Here is a 19,189-nt window from a genome sequence, read left to right on the forward strand (position 1 = left end):
ATATAACTAAAACTGTACTAATTAGGTACTTACATAAAGAATTTTTTCCCGGGACAGAACCGGGAAAGTTTAATCGGTCAAAATTATAATCAAAATGAAGTTAGCCGTAGTTGGAGCCACCGGACTGGTAGGCTCAGAAATCCTGGAAGTGCTTGGAGAGCACAATTTCCCTTTCGATGAATTATTGTTGGTTGCCTCTGAGCGTTCTGCAGGAAAAAAGATAGCTTATAAGGGTAAGGAGTATACGGTAATTGGCCTTAAACAGGCAGTTGCAGAAAAGCCTGATGTGGCAATTTTCTCCGCCGGTGGAGGTACTTCTCAGGAATGGGCACCTCAGTTTGCTGAAGTGGGTACAATAGTGATTGATAATTCTTCTGCTTGGAGAATGGATCCTTCAAAAAAATTGGTGGTACCAGAAATTAATGGTAAAAGCCTAAGAATTGATGACCGTATCATCGCCAATCCTAATTGCTCTACCATTCAGATGGTATTGGCATTGGCACCCTTGCATGAAAAATATGGCATCAAAAGAATTGTAGTTTCTACTTATCAGTCCGTAACAGGTACAGGTAAAGATGCAGTGGATCAAATGATGGCTGAGAGAAAAGGTGAAACCGCGAAGATGGTTTATCCTTATAAAATAGATTTGAATGTATTGCCTCATATTGATGTGTTCCAGGAAAATGGATATACCAAAGAGGAAATGAAGATGATCAATGAAACCAAAAAGATTTTTGGTGATGATTCCATCCAAGTTACTGCTACAGCCGTAAGAATCCCTGTCATGGGAGGTCACTCTGAAGCTGTAAATGTGGAATTCAACAATGATTTTGATCTTGCTGAAGTTAAGGAACTCTTGGCCAACACTTCAGGGGTAATCGTAGAAGATGATCCGGCAAACAATATCTATCCTATGCCTTTGAATGCGCATAAAAAGGATGAGGTATTTGTTGGAAGGTTGAGAAGAGATGAGACCCAAGCCAATACCTTGAATATGTGGATTGTAGCTGATAACCTTAGAAAAGGGGCAGCAACAAATGCGGTGCAGATAGCCGAGTATTTATTGGAACACAGCATGGTTTAAGTGAACCTTGAAAATATATATCATCAGGAATTGATGCAGTTTGTGCAGGATCATCTTACGGAAGATCCTGCACATTTGCTTTTAAGCCATAAGTCTGCGCCTGGAATAGACTTAAAAGTAGCTGCCCAACAAATCGCTATGCGACAAAAGGCGGCCAAAAAACTCCCTTTTTGGGCCAGTTACCCTTCCCTAATTTTTCCACCTAGCTTGTCTATGGAACAGTGTTCCTCTGAGCTAACGGCGGTGTACAAAGCCAAATTGGTGTCAGGCAAAACTTTTATTGACCTTACAGGAGGCTTTGCTGTAGACACTTTTTTTATAGGCAGGAATTTCAAAGAAATTACCTATCTCGAAAGACAGCAAGAACTAGTGGATCTAGCGCAACACAATCTTTCCAGGCTATTAAAGGAGCAGGGCATTAAACTTAATGTGTTGCATGGGGAATCCGTTCATTTTATTGAGGAGACCCAGGCAAAGTACGGTGTGCTTTATGCTGATCCTGCTAGGAGAGGTACAGGGAATCAAAAGATGTATCAGCTTAAGGACCTTGAACCAGATGTAACCCAGAATTGGAACTTGTTTCGTCAAAAAGCCAGGGTGATTTTGATAAAAGCCTCGCCTATGCTTGACATTCAAGCAGCGCTTACGGACTTGCCAGAAGTGAATGAAGTACATGTAGTGGCTGTAAAAAATGAGGTTAAAGAATTGTTGTTTCTCTACAATGGCACAAATGAAAAAGCCAAAGTGATAGCCACTGAATTAGGGAACAATAAGGAACAACAGTTTTCCTTTACCATGGAGGAAGAAATGACTGCCTCAGTCAATTATTCTTTGCCACAAAAATTCCTGGTGTTGCCCTATTCTTGCATTTTGAAAGCCGGAGCTTTTAAAAGCTTTGCTGTTCGTTTTGGATTAAGCAAACTGCATCCACATACTCATCTATATACTGCAAATGAATTACCCGAGCAGGTCAATGGTAGGATTTTTGAAGTTTTGGAGGAATTGAAGTTGGATAAGAAAATCCTTAAAGCACGTTTTCCGGATGGGAAGGTGAATGTATTGACACGCAATTACCCTATAAAGCCGGACCTTATCAAAAAACGATACAAGCTTAAAGATGGGGGGAATGAATATTTAATTGCCTGTACCTTAAAGGATGGCCAGACATCTGTATTGAGGTGTAGACTTTCTCAAGAAAGTAAATAAGTCAAAATCCCCCTTTGTTTTAAAGGGGGATTTTTTCGTAAACATTCTAAAATATAAGCTTGAATCCGGATTATTTATTAGAATGTCTATTGCATATTTCGGGTTGAAATAGTCTGACATTAAGCCGAGACTGCCACACCCTTTTCCGCCACAGAATTCCTCCCCCAAGGCAGTGACGATTAACCTTTTATTAGCCTTCTGACCTAGAGTATTTTAGGTTAATAATAAACTTTCTCGCTAATCAATTTTCTTTTGTTAGAAAAAATTTTACATTTGTTAACCATATGGTTAAACCATACAGTTAAATGACAGAGAAAAAGTTTAATCAAGATACTGAAGCGAAAATTTTGGAGGCAGCCAAGGAGGTTTTTCACCAGAAGGGAATGGATGGAGCCCGAATGCAGGAGATCGCAAATGCAGCGGGCATCAATAAAGCCATGTTGCATTATTATTTCAGAAGCAAGCAATTGCTTTTTGAAGCGGTGTTTAAAAATGCATTTTCCTTATTGGCTCCACAGCTCAATAAGGTCTTAAATGATGATTCTTCGGTTGAGGAAAAGGTAAAAAGCTTTACCCATAATTATATTTCTTTTATGAAGAAGCACCCTTACCTACCCAATTTTATCATTCAAGAATCTAATCGCAATCCTGGGTTTTTTGAAATGATCAAAAATAATAATGGCTTTCCATCCCTTGATAAATTCAAAAATCAAGTAGCACTTGAGGTCGAACAAGGAATTTTGAGACCTACAGATGGGGAGCAATTATTTGTAACCATTGTCTCGATGAATATATTTCCCTTTGTTGCGAAGCCTCTTATTAAAGGTTTTTTGAAAATGGGAGAGGATGACTTTGAGCAGCTAATGGAACAACGTAAAAGGGTTGTTTCAGAATTTATTATCAACTCAATTAAAAAAACATGAAAGGGATTTTAATATTTATCCTGGCGATGGTTCCCCTTCTTGTACCTGCACAGCAGGTACTCACCTTGGAAGAGTGCCTCACCCTTGCTGAAACGAATTATCCGCTTGCACGTCAAAAGGTTTTGTTGGAGCAACAATTTCAATCTGAGGTCAATGTGCTCGAATTGCAGAAGCTTCCAAAGCTAGACCTGAATGCGCAATCTACCTATCAATCTGATGTTACCAGGATTCCTATAGAATTACCGAATGCTGATATCCAACCTCCTAACAAAGATCAATATAGAGCAACACTAGATGTCAACCAGTTGATTTATAATGGAGGCAGCATTGCGGCCAACGCCAGGTTAAAACAAGCAGAATTAAAAACCCGGCAACAGGAGGTGGAGGTTACCATTTACCAAGTTAAGGAAAGAGTCAATGGCACTTATTTCAAAGTTTTACTACTTCAGGAGCAGGAAAAACTTCTGGATTCAAAAATGAAAATATTACAGGAGCGTGCAAAGGAAGCGGTCTCTGCCATTAGAAATGGAATGGCCCTGCCTTCCTCCAATCAACTTTTGCAGGCTGAGCTCTTGTTATTGGAGCAACAAAAAGTTCACCTTAAATATGAACGCAAAAAAGCGCTGGAAAGCCTTTCCTCTCTCACCTTTAAGGATATCGCGCTTAGTGATACCCTGTTGAAACCTGAAATTCTGTTGGCCTCTAATACTCCGTTAAACCGGCCGGAATTAAAACTATTTGAGTACAAGGCACAGCAGTTAGATATTTCTAAAGAGTTAATTGATAAAGAAAAATCCCCCAGTGTAATGGGATTTGCTCAGGCAGGTTATGGAAATCCTGGGTTAAATATGCTGGACAATTCCTTCCAGGAATTTTATATGGTAGGCTTAAAGTTCAATTGGAGGTTATTTGACTGGGGTAAAAATCAGGAAAAAAAGCTGGGTGTAGAAGCGTTAAAGCAGGTAGTAGCCACGGAAAAAGAAACCTTTGTGCTCAACAATGAAATTCAACTGCAAGAAGCCTGGGAAGACATAAGCAAGTACAGAGAAATTCTAGAACAGGATGCGGCCATAGTAAACTTGCGGGAAGAAGTAATCGCATCAAATACCTCCCAATTTCAAAATGGAACCATCACTTCTTCGGCTTACATCATTGATCTCAACAAGCTTTATGATGCAAAAATCAATCAAAAGTTGACTGAAATACAGTTGGTCATGAGTCAAGCCAAGTATAAATTAATTAAGGGTGACTTTTAAATACAGATCCAAAATGAAAACCTTCAAACTATTTTTATCAAGTATTCTTCTGCTTGGTATTGTATCCTGTGAAAATGAAGAGAAAGCAGATGGCTATGGTAATTTTGAGGCAACTGAAATTACTGTTTCAGCAGAGTCTTCCGGAAAATTATTGTCTTTAGCAGTAGAAGAAGGGCAGGTGGTCGAGGAGGGGACCATTGTAGCTTTGGTGGATACCCTGCCTTTATTTTTGTCAAAGCAGCAATTGTTGGCCTCCAAGGAAACGGTATCCTCAAAATCCGGTAGCATTTCTTCGCAGATTAATGTGCTTAAAGAACAATTGAAAAACGCAGTTTTAGAATTGGACCGTGTCTCAAAAATGTTTGCTGATGGGGCAGCTACTCAACAGCAGTTGGATAGAGGAAGCAATCAGGTGGAAGTTTTAAAAAAGCAGATTAAAAACGTTCAAAGTCAGCAATTGCCTATTGAGAAAGAAGCCTTGTCCTTTGATGCCCGCATAGCTCAGCTCGATCAACAAATCGCTCAAAGTGTCTTAAAGAACCCAATTTATGGAACTGTTTTGGGGAAATTCGCTGAAGCTGGGGAAGTGGTTTCTTTTGGGAAGCCACTCTATAAAATTGCGGATCTGGACAATATGCTTTTAAGGGTTTACATAAGCGAAACACAATTACCTAGCCTCAGCATTGGGCAAATTGTAACTGTAAAAATAGATTCAAATGAGGGAATGAAGGCATATGATGGCAAAGTTAGCTGGGTTTCATCTACTGCTGAGTTCACTCCCAAAATCATCCAAACCAAGGAAGAAAGAGTTAATCTGGTTTATGCAGTAAAAATTAAGGTGAAAAACGATGGCGCCCTAAAAATAGGTATGCCTGCAGAAATGTGGATCGAGAATGACTTAAGTAAGGAAAGCAATTTATAATTAACATAAAAACACCATGGAAAACCATCAGTACAATGTAAATATCAATTGGAATGTAGATAGAAAAGGGCTTATGTGTTCCCCAGAACTTAAAATGGGCGACTCTGATTCGTCCAATTGTATAGCTGTGGCAACACCTCCGGAATTCCCTAAAGGAATGCCCAATATCTGGTCCCCAGAGCATTTATTTACTGCCTCGGTGAGTAGTTGTTTGATGACTACATTTTTGGCCATCGCAGAAAATAGCAAACTGGATTTCTCTGCTTTTAGCTGTAATGCCAAAGGAATTTTGGCAAAAGAAGAAGGCAAATTTGCCATGACAGAAATTATCCTTTCTCCTACTGTGACCATCTCCATTGAAAAAGATAGAGAACGTGCCGAACGAATTGTTCAGAAATCTGAAGCGGCTTGCTTGATTTCCAATTCAATTAAATCAAAGATCTCCCTTAACATTACCATTAAAATAGAGGAATAAAAATGAGTATTTCCCTCAACCAAATCAGCAAGACCTATAACGAAATAAGTGCTGTCCAGGACATTTCATTTGATGTAAATCCAGGTGAATTGTTTGGGATAATAGGGCCTGATGGTGCAGGGAAAACTACCTTGTTTCGAATTTTGACCACCCTGCTATTGGCAGATACTGGTACGGCAGTAGTAGCAGGGATGGATGTAGTGGAGGATTATATTGCTATTCGAAAATCCGTTGGCTATATGCCAGGTAGGTTTTCACTTTATCAAGACCTGACGGTGGAGGAAAACCTGCAATTTTTCGCTACAATTTTTGGTACAACCCTTGAAAAAAATTATGATCTGATCAAGGAAATCTATGAACAGATAGAACCCTTTAAAACCCGGAGGGCTGGAAAGTTATCTGGGGGGATGAAGCAAAAGTTAGCCCTTTGTTGCGCCTTGATTCATAAACCCAAAGTGCTTTTTTTGGATGAACCTACCACTGGTGTGGATCCGGTGTCAAGAAAGGAATTTTGGGACATGCTGAAACGCCTTCAGGCAAAAGGCATTACGATTTTGGTATCCACACCTTATATGGATGAGGCCGCTTTATGTGATCGAGTAGCCCTTATGCAGGATGGGCATATCCTGGAAATTGACAGTCCGCAGCATATTGTGCAAAAGTACCCCAAAGCAATTTATGAAATAGGGGCCAAGGAAAGGCATAAATTGATACAAGTGCTTCGGGATTTCCCTAACATGTACAGTGTGTATCCATTTGGCGAGTATGTACATTATACAGATAGGCGTTCCAATTTGGATGTGCCTGAACTGGAAGAATACCTGAAAGCAAATGGGCTTTCAGAGGTTTATATTGGTTTAACCCAAACTACCATTGAGGATGTTTTCATGGAAATGGCAAAAAAATGAGCGAAAACAATGTTATAACCGTCAAAGACCTGACAAAGAAGTTTGGCGATTTCCTGGCCGTCGATGCCATAAGCTTTGAAGTAAAGGCAGGTGAAATTTTCGGATTTCTGGGCGCCAATGGAGCGGGAAAAACTACGGCCATGAAAATGCTTATAGGCATTTCCAAACCCAGTTCTGGAGAAGCAATGGTAGCGGGATTTGATGTCTATACCCAAACGGAGCTTATCAAAAAAAACATTGGCTATATGAGCCAGAAGTTTGCGCTCTATGATGATTTAACGGTGCGGGAAAACATTACCTTTTTTGGTGGGATATACGGCTTGTCCCGATCCACCATAAAGGAGAAGATAAAGGTATTAGTGGCGGACCTGAAACTGGAAAATATTATTGATCAATTGGTTGGTGCTTTGCCCTTGGGCTGGAAGCAAAAATTATCCTTTTCGGTGTCTCTACTACATGAACCAAAAATCGTTTTTCTAGATGAGCCTACAGGAGGGGTGGATCCAATTACCCGAAGACAGTTTTGGGAAATGATCTATCATGCGGCAGATATGGGAACGACCATATTTGTAACCACCCATTATATGGATGAGGCAGAATATTGTGACAAGGTATCCATTATGGTCAATGGGAAAATTGAAGCAATGGATCGGCCAAAGCTTTTGAAGGAACAATATGGGGCGAGTAACCTTAATGAGGTTTTTTTAAAACTGGCAAGAAACAGTAATCCCGAATAAATAAAAAGAAATTTAATTTTTCGAAATGAAGCGTTTTATTGGTTTTGTAAGGAAGGAATTCTACCATATCTACAGGGATAAAAGGTCACTATTTATCCTTTTTGGCATGCCTATCGCTCAGATTTTATTATTTGGATTCGCCATTACCAATGAAATTAATAAGGTGGAAATTGCTATTATGGACCATGCCAAGGATGCCACCACCATTGAGATTATTAATAAAATGGCCTCTTCCAAATACTTTTCTATCAACCGGTACTTAGATGCAGAATCCGAGGTAGAAGGGGTTTTCAAGGAAGGGAAAATTAAAGCTGTCATTGTTTTTGAAAAAGACTTTGGCGAGAAACGAGTGAAAAATGGGCAATCTACTCTACAGCTAATTGCCGATGCGACTGATCCCAACACGGCCAATTCTATCACCAATTACATTCAATCAATTGTCCAGCAGTACAATCAATCCATAAATATCCATCAAGTTGGAGGGCCACAGGTTATGACCCAAACCCATATGGCTTTCAACCCTGAGATAAAGAGTGTATTTATGTTTGTGCCTGGGGTGATGACGATTATTTTAATGTTGGTGTCTGCTATGATGACTTCCATATCCATTGCAAAGGAAAAGGAGTTGGGAACTATGGAGATTTTATTGGTCTCTCCACTTAAACCTTTTCAGGTGATATTAGGCAAGGTGGTTCCCTATATTTTGCTTTCTATCATTAATGCAATAGTTATCGTATTGCTAAGTATTTTTATTTTTAAAATGTCCGTTCAGGGAAGCCTGATTTTATTAGGTGCTGAAAGTGTGTTGTTTATCCTTACTTCTTTGTCCTTAGGGATATTAATATCAACTATAACAGAGACGCAGCAGACGGCCATGATGATCTCATTGATGGGTTTAATGCTGCCGGTAATCCTCTTGTCAGGATTTATATTCCCAATAGCCAGTATGCCGCTTCCTTTACAAGTTATCAGCAATATTATACCGGCCAAATGGTTTATCATCATCATTAAAGGAATCATGTTGAAAGGAGTGGGAATAGCTTTTATATGGAAAGAGACGCTTATCCTTATAGGCATGACGCTATTCTTTATTGGAATCAGTACCTACAAATATAAAATCAGGCTTGAATAATGAAAACCATCGGATATTTGATACAAAAGGAATTCAAGCAGATCTTTAGAAATAAGGGAATGCTTCCTATTATTTTTATTTTGCCCATCATTCAACTCCTTATTCTGTCCAATGCAGCTACCTATGAAGTAAAGGACATAAAATTTGGCTACATCGATGCAGACCGTAGCTCTTCCTCCAGGGCATTGATTGAAAAATTCCGTTCATCGACCTATTTCAACCTGCTTGCTCCCTACTCATCCTATGCTGAGGCGAATTCAGGAATGTTGGAGGGAAAAGTAAATGTGATCATGGAAATCCCCAATAATTTTGAACGACAACTGGTAAACAATGAAAAAACGTCAATAGGACTCACCGTTGATGCCATAGATGGGGCAGCAGCAGGAGTAGAGACTGCCTATATCCAACAAATAGTTCAGGAATTTAACCAAAGTATAGCCTTGAAGTCAGCTGTTAGTAAAAACCGAAGTGGCTTTGCTGGGTTGATTACAATTATTCCCTCCTATTGGTACAATATCACACTGGATTATAAAACATTTATGGTGCCGGGGATATTGGTACTTCTGGTCACTATGATCACATTGTTTCTTTCAGGGATGAATATTGTCAGGGAAAAAGAAATAGGGACATTGGAACAAATAAATGTTACCCCGATCAAAAAAAGTCAATTTATTATTGGCAAGCTTTTTCCCTTTTGGATTATAGGTTTGGGTTTGTTGAGTATTGGCTTGGTGCTGGCAAAGCTTATCTTTGACATTCCCCTACTCGGGAGTTTGGGTATCCTTTATTTTTATACTGCGATCTATATATTGGTGATTCTGGGTATTGGTCTTTTTATTTCCAATTTCACAGAAACCCAGCAGCAAGCCATGTTTATTGCCTGGTTTTTCATCGTCATTTTTATTCTAATGAGTGGGTTGTTTACGCCTATAGAGAGCATGCCAAAATGGGCACAACTGATAACCACCTTCAATCCCATCAGGTATTTTGTGGAGGTAGTGCGGATGGTAATGTTGAAGGGCGCAGGTTTTTCAGATATTTTGCCGCAGTTATGGAAAACCTTTGCCTATGCCATCTTGGTGAATGGGTTGGCTGTGTACAGTTATAAAAAAGTGAATTAAGTTCGATTTGAAGAGATGTAAAAATGTAAGGTAATGAAAACGACTTGATAGATTTTATGTTTTCAGGGCTTGCGAGTTCGTACCTGTTTTCACATTTCTTCAGCCCAATTCAATGATACCAAAAAAGATTAAACCCGAAATATGCAATAGACAATCTATTACGTGCTGAAATCGCTTCAAAATCAGCCACTTCGTTGCTGTTTTCAATTTCACCATAGCGATGCTATGCTAAAATCTCCAAACAACCTGATTTTCTTGCGATTGCAACACTCATCACGAATCCTATTACATAATCCGGGTTAAAATTGCATTTTGCAGCAAATCCCCCATCAGAATTTCTTATAAAAGAATTTTAATTGTGAATTTGGAAAATGAAGCACTGAAAAAGCGTGTTGTATTTTCCGCTTATTTCAGGCCCAATGGACCAAGGCAAGTTTTATGAAAAAGATGAATACTGCAGGAATACCATAATATTTAAGCACCTTAAGCCTATTGAAACGGTGCATAAACCAAAGAACAATTACTGGTCTAATCAGCCCTAGGATCGTCCCTAAAAGGGCTATAAAAAACAGGATGTCTATGCCCGTGGCTACTGTTTCCATGTTTATAAAGATAAAAAAAGGGACAACTTTACGCTGTCCCTTGAATTGTATTGAATCTTAAATTTATTTTTTACGCTTGACCTCTTCCATTTTGTATCCTTCGAAGGTATCACCTTCCAGGATATCGTTGAATCCTTTAATGGAAACACCACATTCGTAGCCGTATTTCACTTCGCTTACATCATCCTTGAATCGTTTCAAGGCACTGATTTCTCCTTCATGAATTACTATACCATCTCTGATAATTCTAATTTTGTTTTTACGGTTGATATAACCATCCGTAACATAACAACCAGCGACTGTTCCGACTTTAGAGATTTTGAACACTTCTCTTACTTCAATATTACCTGTGATTACCTCTTCAAATTCAGGTTCAAGCATACCTTCAATGGCATCTTTAATCTGGTTGATGGCATCATAAATAATTGAGTAATGTCTGATTTCAATTTCCTCTTGCTCGGCAAGACGTTTTGCATTGACAGAAGGTCTTACCTGGAAGCCTAAGATAATCGCATCAGAAGCAGAGGCAAGCAATACATCAGATTCAGAAATCTGACCTACACCATGGTGAATGATATTTACGTTCACTTCCTCTTTAGAGAGTTTCAGTAAGGAATCAGACAAGGCTTCTACTGAACCATCCACATCACCTTTGATAATGATGTTAAGTTCTTTAAAGCTACCAATGGCCAATCGTCTACCGATCTCATCCAGTGTGATATGTTTCTTGGTACGTAAGCTTTGTTCTCTTTGTATTTGCTCTCTAGAGTTAGCAATTTCTCTTGCTTCTCTTTCAGAGTCATATACTTTGAATACATCACCTGCTTGAGGAGCACCGCCTAAACCAAGTACTTGTACTGGTGTGGAAGGTCCTGCTGCATCGAGTTTTTTACCCAAGTGGTCAAACATTGCTTTTACTCTACCATAATGTTGGCCTGCCAAAATGGTGTCTCCAACATGTAGGGTACCTGCCTGTACCATGACTGTAGATACATAACCCCTACCTTTATCAAGGGAAGCCTCTACTACTGTACCGACAGCGTTTTTATCTGGATTTGCTTTAAGCTCTAGAATTTCAGATTCAAGCAAAACTTTTTCCAAAAGCTCGTCTATACCAGCACCTGTTTTGGCAGAAATATCTTGAGATTGGTATTTACCACCCCAGTCTTCAACCAGTAGGTTCATATTGGCCAGTTCCTCCTTGATTCTTTCCGGGTTGGAATTTGGCCTATCTATTTTGTTGATAGCGAATATCATTGGAACACCAGCTACCTGAGCATGGTTGATAGCTTCTTTTGTTTGAGGCATGACATTGTCATCCGCTGCAATTACAATGATTGCTACATCCGTGATTTTAGCACCCCTTGCTCTCATCGCCGTAAAGGCTTCGTGTCCTGGTGTATCTAAGAATGCAATTTTGTTTCCATCCTTGGTTTCTACATCATAGGCACCAATGTGCTGAGTGATACCACCTGCTTCACCATGTGTCACTTTAGCTCTACGGATATAATCCAAAAGGGATGTTTTACCGTGATCTACGTGTCCCATTATGGTGACAATAGGAGCTCTTTCAATCAATGTGTCTTCACTTTCCTCCTCGATGACTTCTGTCTCTTCTTCGTCGGTTTTAGTAAATTCTACATCATAGTTAAATTCATCTGCAATAATGGTTATTGCTTCTGCATCCAGTCTTTGGTTGATTGAAACGAACATTCCAAGTCCCATACAGACAGAGATTACTTCGTTAACAGAAACATCCATTAGGGAAGCCAGGTCATTTGCGGAAATAAATTCCGTTACCCGTAGTATTTTGCTTTCCTCAGGTGTTTCGCTAACCTCCTTCGTTCTGTCAGAGCGCTTGTCTCTTCTATTTTTATTTTTTCCACCAGATCTACCACCACCTTGCAGTCTTGCAAGAGTTTGTTTGATTTGGTCTTGAATTTCTTTCTGGGTTGGTTCCTCTTTTTGGAAACGAGGGTTTTGACCTCTTCCTGCAGGTCTTCCGACACCGCCTCTGTTATTGCCTTTTCTGGCTCCACCACCTTGCCCTGATCCACCTGGTCCTCTACCGGCAGGTGACGTAGGTCTCGCTCCGTCTGCAGGTTTGGCAGGACGGTTATCAATCCGTTTTCTCGGACGTTTTTTCTTCTCCTTGTTGCGTTCATCAGAAGAGGCAACAGGTTTGGATTTTTTCTTTGGTTTGTCTTTAGGAAGTTCTATTTTTCCCAATACAGTCAAACCTTTAAGGGAATCTGCTTTTGCAGAGATCACCTTGTCTTCAGTCTTTTCGATAGGTTTTTCCGGTTCTTTAGTTGTTTTTTCTTCAGTAATTGGCTTCGATTGGGCTGGTGTAGTCTCCTTAGGAGTAGCGGCAGCAGGTTTTTCTTCTGGTGCTTTTGCCGGAGCAGGTTTTTGTTTTTCTTCTGCTTTTGGAGCAGCAGCTTTTTCTACAGGCTTTTCGGGAATTACTGGAGCAGGAGTAGGTTTCGGAGTTGTCGGTTCCGGTTTTGTTTCAGCAGCTACTTGAGGTTTATGTTTTTCCTCTTTTACTTCTGGTTCTTTTTTAGGTTCAGGCTTAGGCGCAGGCTTTTTAGGCTCTTCCGCTACAGGCTTAGCAGGAGTAGGTTGCGCTACTTCTTTTACAGGCTCAGGCTTTGGCTTGGATTTATTAGCATCCAGGTCAATTTTACCCAATACTTTAATGCCCTGAAGTTTGGGTGCTTCAGTTGATATTTTGTCAGTAGCTTTTTCCACAGGTTTCTTGTCCTCAACAGGAGGAGTAGGAGCTACCGGTTTTTTTGGCTCTGGTTTTTTGATTTCTTTTTCAGGCTCAGATTCCGACTCTGCCTTGATGGTAAAGTTTTCATTGTGCCTTTTGCCTATAGATAGATGGGAGGCCTCTTCCTTTTCTTGGGCAGAAGACTTGAACTCTTTGGCAAGCATATTATAATGCTCCGAACTAATTTTCGAGTTCGGATTGCTTTCTACCTCAAAGCCCTTCTTGGCCATAGACTCAACGATGGTGGAAACACCCACGTTGAGCTTTCTGGCTACTTGGCCTAATCGCATCATTTTTTCTTCTGACATACTAATACCTATTCCTGTATTTATAATAATGCAAATATAAAGGGGATAACGAATTATCTGTCGTTATTTGCTATTCAAATTCTTGTTTTAATATTTTAAATATATCGGCGATTGTTTCTTCTTCCAATTCAGTCCTTCTAAGAAGGTCCTCTTTGGTCAATGCCAACACACTTTTCGCGGTATCTAAACCTGTTTTTTTCAACTCCTCTAATACCCAACTCTCAATTTCGTCAGAAAATTCAGATAGATCAACATCTTCTTCATCCTCATAACCTGATAGTTCACGGAATACGTCAATTTCATATCCTACCAATCTACTGGCAAGTCTGATATTAAATCCACCTTTACCTATGGCTAGAGAAACCTGATCAGGCTTCAAATATACCGAAATCCTTTTGGCTTCTTCATTCACTTGAAGTGAAGTTACCTTTGCAGGACTTAACGCTCTGGAAACATACAAGTCAAGATTGTCCGTATAATTGATAACATCGATGTTCTCATTTTGTAGTTCTCTAACTACAGCATGGATTCTGCTACCTTTCATACCTACACAAGCTCCAACAGGATCGATACGGTCGTCATAAGACTCTACCGCTACCTTGGCCCTGTCACCTGGTTCCCTTACTATTTTCTTAATGGTAATAAGTCCATCATATACTTCAGGTACTTCATTCTCAAACAACCTTTCAAGGAAGATTGGTGAAGTTCTTGAAAGGATAATTCTTGGGTTACCATTGATCATCTCCACTTTGTGAACAATTGCCCGGACAGTATCTCCCTTTCTAAACCTGTCCTTCGGTATTTGCTCTGATTTTGGCATGATCAATTCATTGCCTTCAGCATCCATAAGTAGAATTTCTCTACCTAGTATCTGATAAACTTCTGCAGTTATAATCTCACTTACCAGCTCCTCATATTGTTGGAAAAGCAAATCCTTCTCCAAATCTTTGATCCTCTGGATAAGTGTTTGTCTGGCCATCATCACTGCTCTGCGACCAAAATCTTCTAATTCTATTTTTTCATAAGTCTCTTCACCTATCTCAAAATCAGGTTCAATCTTCTTGGCTTCCGCCAAACTGATCTTGTCATGATCCCAGATGTCTTCAGAATTGTCGTCAACGATCTGTCTAATCCTTACGATTTCTAAATCACCCTTGTCCGCATTGATGATCACATCAAAGTTTTCATCAGTTTCATACTTTTTACGAATCATCGCCCTAAATACATCTTCGAGAATGCGGATCATTGTTGGTCGATCCACATTTTTTGATCTTGCAAACTCTGCAAATGATTCAATCAGAATTTTAGCATCCATTGTTTTTATTTGAAAGAGACTAATACTATTGATTTCTTTATTTGGTCAAAAGGTATGCTGAGAGGTTCTTCAACAAACTTTTTGCCCTTTTCTTTTTTCTTCACCATTATCTGAATAGCCCTCTGGTCTACTTCAGTGAGTTTTCCTTCCTTTTCCTCGCCCTCTTCTAGGGTTACTTTCAAGTTGCGGCCAATATTTTTTTCGTATTGCCTTCTTGAACTTAACGGAAAATCCACTCCTGGGGATGAAACCTCCATTACATATGCAGTGTCCATCAGCTCTTTAGCTTCAACCTCCTCGCCAACGGCCCTGCTAACCAAAGCACAAGTATCAATATTGATGCCGTGGTCAGCATCAATTAATATATGTAAAGATTTTTTATTACCCTTCTCCACAATTTGTACATCTACGACAAAATGGCTGCTGTCAGGCAGGTGTTTTTCCACTATTTCTTCTATCGTTTGCCTCAAATCCATATCTTTTTGCTTACTTGCTTTTGGTTTTTGTCCCAAAAATGATCAATAAATGAAAGAGGGGACTGTGTGTCCCCTCTGTTGTCATGAATTAACTCAGGCACAAATGTAATAAAATTATTTTCCTAAAAAAAGTATTGAAAGTTTGATAAATTTGCCCCATGCAATCAAAAAAGTTAAAAATATACAATACCCTTTCCAGAACTAAAGAAATATTTGAACCGATTAGCAGCCCAAATGTAGGGATGTATGTCTGTGGACCCACGGTTTATGGAGATGCTCACCTTGGTCATGCAAGGGCAGCTGTGTCTTTTGATATTGTTTTTAGGTACCTAAGATTTTTGGATTATAAAGTTCGGTATGTCCGAAATATTACTGATGTGGGTCATTTAGAAGCAGATGCTGACGATGGGGAAGACAAAATTGCCAAAAAAGCCAAGCTCGAACAATTGGAACCAATGGAGGTGGCACAACAATATGCCTCTTCCTACCATAGAGATATGGAAATGTTGAATACCCATAAACCAAGCATAGAACCTCGTGCTACTGGTCACATTCCTGAGCAAATAAAACTTATAGAAGAGATTATTGCCAATGGCCTGGCTTACGAGGTAAATGGCAGTGTGTATTTCGATGTTTTGAAATACAATAAGGAGGAAAAACAATACGGTGTCTTGTCCGGCAGGGTGGTCGATGAATTAATGAGTGGAAGTAGGGAACTAGATGGACAGTCTGAAAAGAGAAATCCTGTAGATTTTGCCCTATGGAAAAAAGCTTCTCCAGAACACCTGATGCGTTGGGATTCAAAATGGAGCGTGGGCTTCCCGGGTTGGCACCTAGAGTGTACGGCCATGAGTTCCAAATACCTTGGTGAGCAATTTGATATCCACGGTGGTGGAATGGACCTGATGTTTCCGCATCACGAATGTGAAATCGCGCAAAGCAATGCAAGCCATCATACCGACCCGGCTAAGTATTGGATGCACAACAATATGATTACCATCAATGGGCAAAAGATGGGTAAATCCCTTGGGAATTTTATTACCCTTCAGCAATTGTTCAATGGGGATCATGACAAGTTGGAACAGGCCTATAGTCCCATGACGGTGCGGTATTTTATCTTGACGGCCCATTACCGTTCTACCCTTGATTTTTCCAATCAAGCCCTGCAGGCAGCCCAAAAAGGGTATAAAAAATTGATCAATGGACTTAGAATAGCTTCGCAAATTCAATATAAGGCTGATCCTGAGATTCTTGTGGATGAGAAGAATGTGGAACAAATAGAAAAGAGTATTGCTGCTGCTTTTGATGCCATGAATGATGATTTCAATACCGCACAGGCCATAGGTCATCTCTTTAATCTGTTGAAAAAAATCAATAGCCTATATACGGGACAATTGCATTCTGCTCAACTTGGAAAAGATGTATTTGATAAATTGATTCAGACTTTTAATGTGTTTATTACTGAAATTCTTGGCTTGGTAGAAGAGAAGGGAGACAATCAGGATGAACTATTGAAAGTGATCATTGACTTGTATAGCAAAGCCAAAACGGCGCGAGATTACCAGAAAGTGGATGAGATCAGGGCTGGATTAAAAGGATTGGGAGTGATAATTAAAGATATGAAGCATGGTGTGGATTGGGCTTATGAAGAATAATATAAGTACAGGTTTATTCCTGGGCTTGCTGCTTTTGGTAGCTGCCTGTGGGGATAAACCCAGTAACGAGAGTAAAACCGAGGCGGTAATAAGCTATCAGCAGGCCCCGGACTTTAATGCCGATTCGGCCTATCATTATATACAGCAACAGGTGGACTTTGGTCCCAGGGTACCCAATTCGGAAGCCCATAAGGCGGCTGGAGATTGGATGGTAAATAAGCTGAAAAGTTTTGGGCTGAGTGTGACCGAACAGACTTTTAAAGACAAAACTTACGATGGAATAGAACTCCAATTGAGGAATATTATCGGAAGTTATAAGCCGGAAGCGAGCAAGAGGATATTATTGGGGGCACACTGGGATACCAGGAGGATAGCCGATAAGGACACGGAGCGATTGGATGAGCCAATAGATGGAGCCAATGATGGCGCAAGTGGTGTAGCTGTTTTGCTCGAAATAGCCCGTGTGTTGCATACGGATAGCTTGCAGCCCGATGTAGGGATTGATTTTATTTTCTTCGATGGGGAAGATGATGGAGAGCCTGAACACAGGAATTTCCGCGACAATAGCCAAATATGGTGGTGTCTTGGGTCTCAATATTGGTCCACAACTCCTCATGTAAAAGGCTATTCTGCCTATTATGGTATCCTTGTGGACATGGTAGGTGGAAAAAATGCAAGGTTTTATAAAGAAGGCTATTCTGTACAATTTGCCAAAAACATAGTAGACAAGGTGTGGACTCAGGCCCATCATTTGGGTTTTGGAGATTTCTTCCAAATGCGAAATGCAGAGCCCATCACAGACGACCATCTTTTTGTCAATCAGAACGCCAATATTCCTATGATCAATATTATTGATTTTAGCCCTGATTTTGGTTTTGGACATTATCACCATACCCATAAGGACAATATGGAGATCATAGACAAGAAGACCCTTTCCGTGGTTGGGCAAACTGTTTTGTTTACGCTTTTTCAAGAATAATACTATTAATATAACGCTTCATTCCAGATGACCATTCCAGAACTTATCTCAAAAACCTTCGAGGAAAAGTACCAAGAAAGCCCCTTGATTGTCCGTTCTCCGGGAAGGATCAACCTTATCGGTGAGCATACCGATTACAATGAGGGTTTTGTGTTGCCTGCGGCCATTGACAAGTCCATCTACCTTGGCTTTGCCAAAAATAGCAGCAGAAATTGTCGTGTTTTCTCCCTTGATTTTCAAGAAGAAATGACTTTTTCACTGGATGACTTGAAACCTGCCAAAGGTTGGGTAAATTTTGTGATGGGCGTGGCCAATGCCATTCAGAAGTCCGGTAAAAAGCTGGAAGGCTTTGACTGTGTATTTGGTGGGGACATTCCTATAGGGGCAGGACTTTCTTCATCTGCCGCTTTGGAAAATGGTGTAGGCTTTGGCCTGAATCAGTTGTTTGATTTAAAGTTGGAAAGGCTGGAATTACTGAAATTTTCCCAACAGGCCGAACATGAATTTGTAGGCGTAAAATGTGGGATCATGGACATGTTTGCTTCCATGATGGGCAAAAAAGACCAGGTCATCCGTCTGGATTGCCGTTCTTTGGAGCATTCCTATTTCCCTTTGGAATTGGGGGACTACCAATTGATCCTATGCAATACCAAAGTGGCCCATTCCCTGGCTGAATCTGCCTATAACCAAAGGAGGGAGGAATGTCAGGAAGGCGTAAGTCAGGTCAAGAAACATTTTCCAGAGGTGAAAAGCCTTCGAGACATAAGCCTATCAATGCTGGACAAGGCAAAGGGGGAAATGTCCGCTGTGGTTTACAAGCGTTGTGCCTATGTGATTGAGGAAAATGAACGCCTGATAAAAACCTGTGAGGCCCTGGACAAGCAGGACCTGGAGGGGGTAGGACAATTTCTCTATGGCTCGCATGATGGACTTTCCATAGATTATGAAGTGAGTTGTCCCGAACTAGATTTTTTGGTGGATTATACCCGGGAATTGCCCCATGTATTGGGCGCCAGAATGATGGGTGGTGGATTTGGAGGATGTACCCTAAACCTGATCAAGAAAACCGATAAAAATGAATTTATAGCCGCCATTTCAGCCGCCTATGCCCACAAATTCAACCGGCAAATGGAAAGCTATGAGGTAAATGTAGCTGATGGTACGGGGCTTATCAATTTATAGGTATTAGCAAAGCCTATGGGGTACTTCGGAAGAGGGGCAGGGTACATCCAAACCTACCCATTGGGGTTTATAACTCCAATTACTCCCCTTAAAACAGGGCTGGGGTACCTAAAACTGACAAGCTTGAAT

Annotated in this window: 17 protein-coding genes; 13 read left to right on the plus strand and 4 right to left on the minus strand. The window is 40.3% G+C overall.

The window, feature by feature from the left end:
- Positions 1-94: 94 nt before the first annotated feature.
- The 10 genes from CA2015_RS09220 (at position 95) to CA2015_RS09265 (ending at position 9,764) form a co-directional block, all read left to right on the plus strand.
- Positions 95-1,084: an aspartate-semialdehyde dehydrogenase gene (locus tag CA2015_RS09220; RefSeq protein ID WP_048641643.1), complete on the plus strand. Its 990-nt coding sequence runs from the start codon at positions 95-97 to the stop codon at positions 1,082-1,084.
- A complete protein-coding gene (locus tag CA2015_RS09225) occupies positions 1,085-2,290 on the plus strand; it encodes a THUMP-like domain-containing protein (protein ID WP_240477954.1) in 1,206 nt (401 codons plus the stop codon).
- A 305-nt stretch (positions 2,291-2,595) separates the two neighbouring features.
- The gene (locus CA2015_RS09230) at positions 2,596-3,213 is read left to right on the plus strand and encodes a TetR/AcrR family transcriptional regulator (protein WP_048641644.1); all 618 of its coding nucleotides are present in this window, start codon (positions 2,596-2,598) and stop codon (positions 3,211-3,213) included.
- A complete protein-coding gene (locus CA2015_RS09235; RefSeq protein ID WP_048641645.1) occupies positions 3,210-4,469 on the plus strand; it encodes a TolC family protein in 1,260 nt (419 codons plus the stop codon). The genes CA2015_RS09230 and CA2015_RS09235 overlap by 4 nt, the downstream gene beginning before the upstream one ends.
- 13 nt (positions 4,470-4,482) lie before the next feature.
- Positions 4,483-5,391 (plus strand): HlyD family secretion protein, encoded by a 909-nt coding sequence (locus tag CA2015_RS09240; protein ID WP_048641646.1) that lies wholly within the window; start codon positions 4,483-4,485, stop codon positions 5,389-5,391.
- Positions 5,392-5,407: 16 nt separating this feature from the next.
- A complete protein-coding gene (locus tag CA2015_RS09245; protein ID WP_048641647.1) occupies positions 5,408-5,866 on the plus strand; it encodes an OsmC family protein in 459 nt (152 codons plus the stop codon).
- Positions 5,867-5,868: 2 nt separating this feature from the next.
- Positions 5,869-6,774: an ABC transporter ATP-binding protein gene (locus tag CA2015_RS09250; protein WP_048641648.1), complete on the plus strand. Its 906-nt coding sequence runs from the start codon at positions 5,869-5,871 to the stop codon at positions 6,772-6,774.
- A complete protein-coding gene (locus CA2015_RS09255; RefSeq protein WP_053086667.1) occupies positions 6,771-7,511 on the plus strand; it encodes an ABC transporter ATP-binding protein in 741 nt (246 codons plus the stop codon). The genes CA2015_RS09250 and CA2015_RS09255 overlap by 4 nt, the downstream gene beginning before the upstream one ends.
- 25 nt (positions 7,512-7,536) lie before the next feature.
- Entirely contained in the window at positions 7,537-8,643 is a 1,107-nt protein-coding gene (locus CA2015_RS09260; RefSeq protein ID WP_048641649.1) for an ABC transporter permease, read from the plus strand.
- Positions 8,643-9,764: an ABC transporter permease gene (locus CA2015_RS09265; RefSeq protein WP_048641650.1), complete on the plus strand. Its 1,122-nt coding sequence runs from the start codon at positions 8,643-8,645 to the stop codon at positions 9,762-9,764. Before CA2015_RS09260 ends, CA2015_RS09265 begins: the two co-directional genes overlap by 1 nt.
- Positions 9,765-10,174: 410 nt before the next feature.
- Here the strand turns inward: CA2015_RS09265 and CA2015_RS09270 are convergent, their stop codons facing one another.
- The 4 genes from CA2015_RS09270 to CA2015_RS09285 all read right to left on the minus strand — a co-directional run bounded on the left by CA2015_RS09270 (position 10,175) and on the right by CA2015_RS09285 (position 15,244).
- Positions 10,175-10,366, minus strand: a complete 192-nt coding sequence (locus CA2015_RS09270; protein WP_048641651.1) for a hypothetical protein — start codon at positions 10,364-10,366, stop codon at positions 10,175-10,177.
- Positions 10,367-10,429: 63 nt separating this feature from the next.
- The gene (infB, locus tag CA2015_RS09275; RefSeq protein ID WP_048641652.1) at positions 10,430-13,453 is read right to left on the minus strand and encodes a translation initiation factor IF-2; all 3,024 of its coding nucleotides are present in this window, start codon (positions 13,451-13,453) and stop codon (positions 10,430-10,432) included.
- Between the two features lie 70 nt (positions 13,454-13,523).
- Positions 13,524-14,768, minus strand: a complete 1,245-nt coding sequence (gene nusA / locus CA2015_RS09280) for a transcription termination factor NusA (protein ID WP_048641653.1) — start codon at positions 14,766-14,768, stop codon at positions 13,524-13,526.
- 5 nt (positions 14,769-14,773) lie between these two features.
- Entirely contained in the window at positions 14,774-15,244 is a 471-nt protein-coding gene (locus CA2015_RS09285; RefSeq protein ID WP_048644451.1) for a ribosome maturation factor RimP, read from the minus strand.
- Between the two features lie 158 nt (positions 15,245-15,402).
- Between CA2015_RS09285 and cysS the strand changes: the two genes are divergently transcribed.
- From cysS to galK, 3 genes are read left to right on the plus strand one after another with little or no spacing between them, the layout of a single operon-like run.
- On the plus strand, positions 15,403-16,899 hold the full coding sequence (gene cysS, locus CA2015_RS09290) for a cysteine--tRNA ligase (RefSeq protein WP_048641654.1): 1,497 nt from the start codon (positions 15,403-15,405) through the stop codon (positions 16,897-16,899).
- Complete coding sequence (locus CA2015_RS09295; RefSeq protein ID WP_048641655.1) at positions 16,889-17,878, plus strand: M28 family peptidase; 990 nt, start codon at positions 16,889-16,891, stop codon at positions 17,876-17,878. Before cysS ends, CA2015_RS09295 begins: the two co-directional genes overlap by 11 nt.
- Before the next feature lie 27 nt (positions 17,879-17,905).
- Positions 17,906-19,060 (plus strand): galactokinase, encoded by a 1,155-nt coding sequence (galK, locus tag CA2015_RS09300; RefSeq protein WP_048641656.1) that lies wholly within the window; start codon positions 17,906-17,908, stop codon positions 19,058-19,060.
- The last annotated feature ends 129 nt before the right edge of the window (positions 19,061-19,189 follow it).

It is taken from the genome of Cyclobacterium amurskyense, assembly GCF_001050135.1.
Lineage (GTDB): Bacteria > Bacteroidota > Bacteroidia > Cytophagales > Cyclobacteriaceae > Cyclobacterium > Cyclobacterium amurskyense.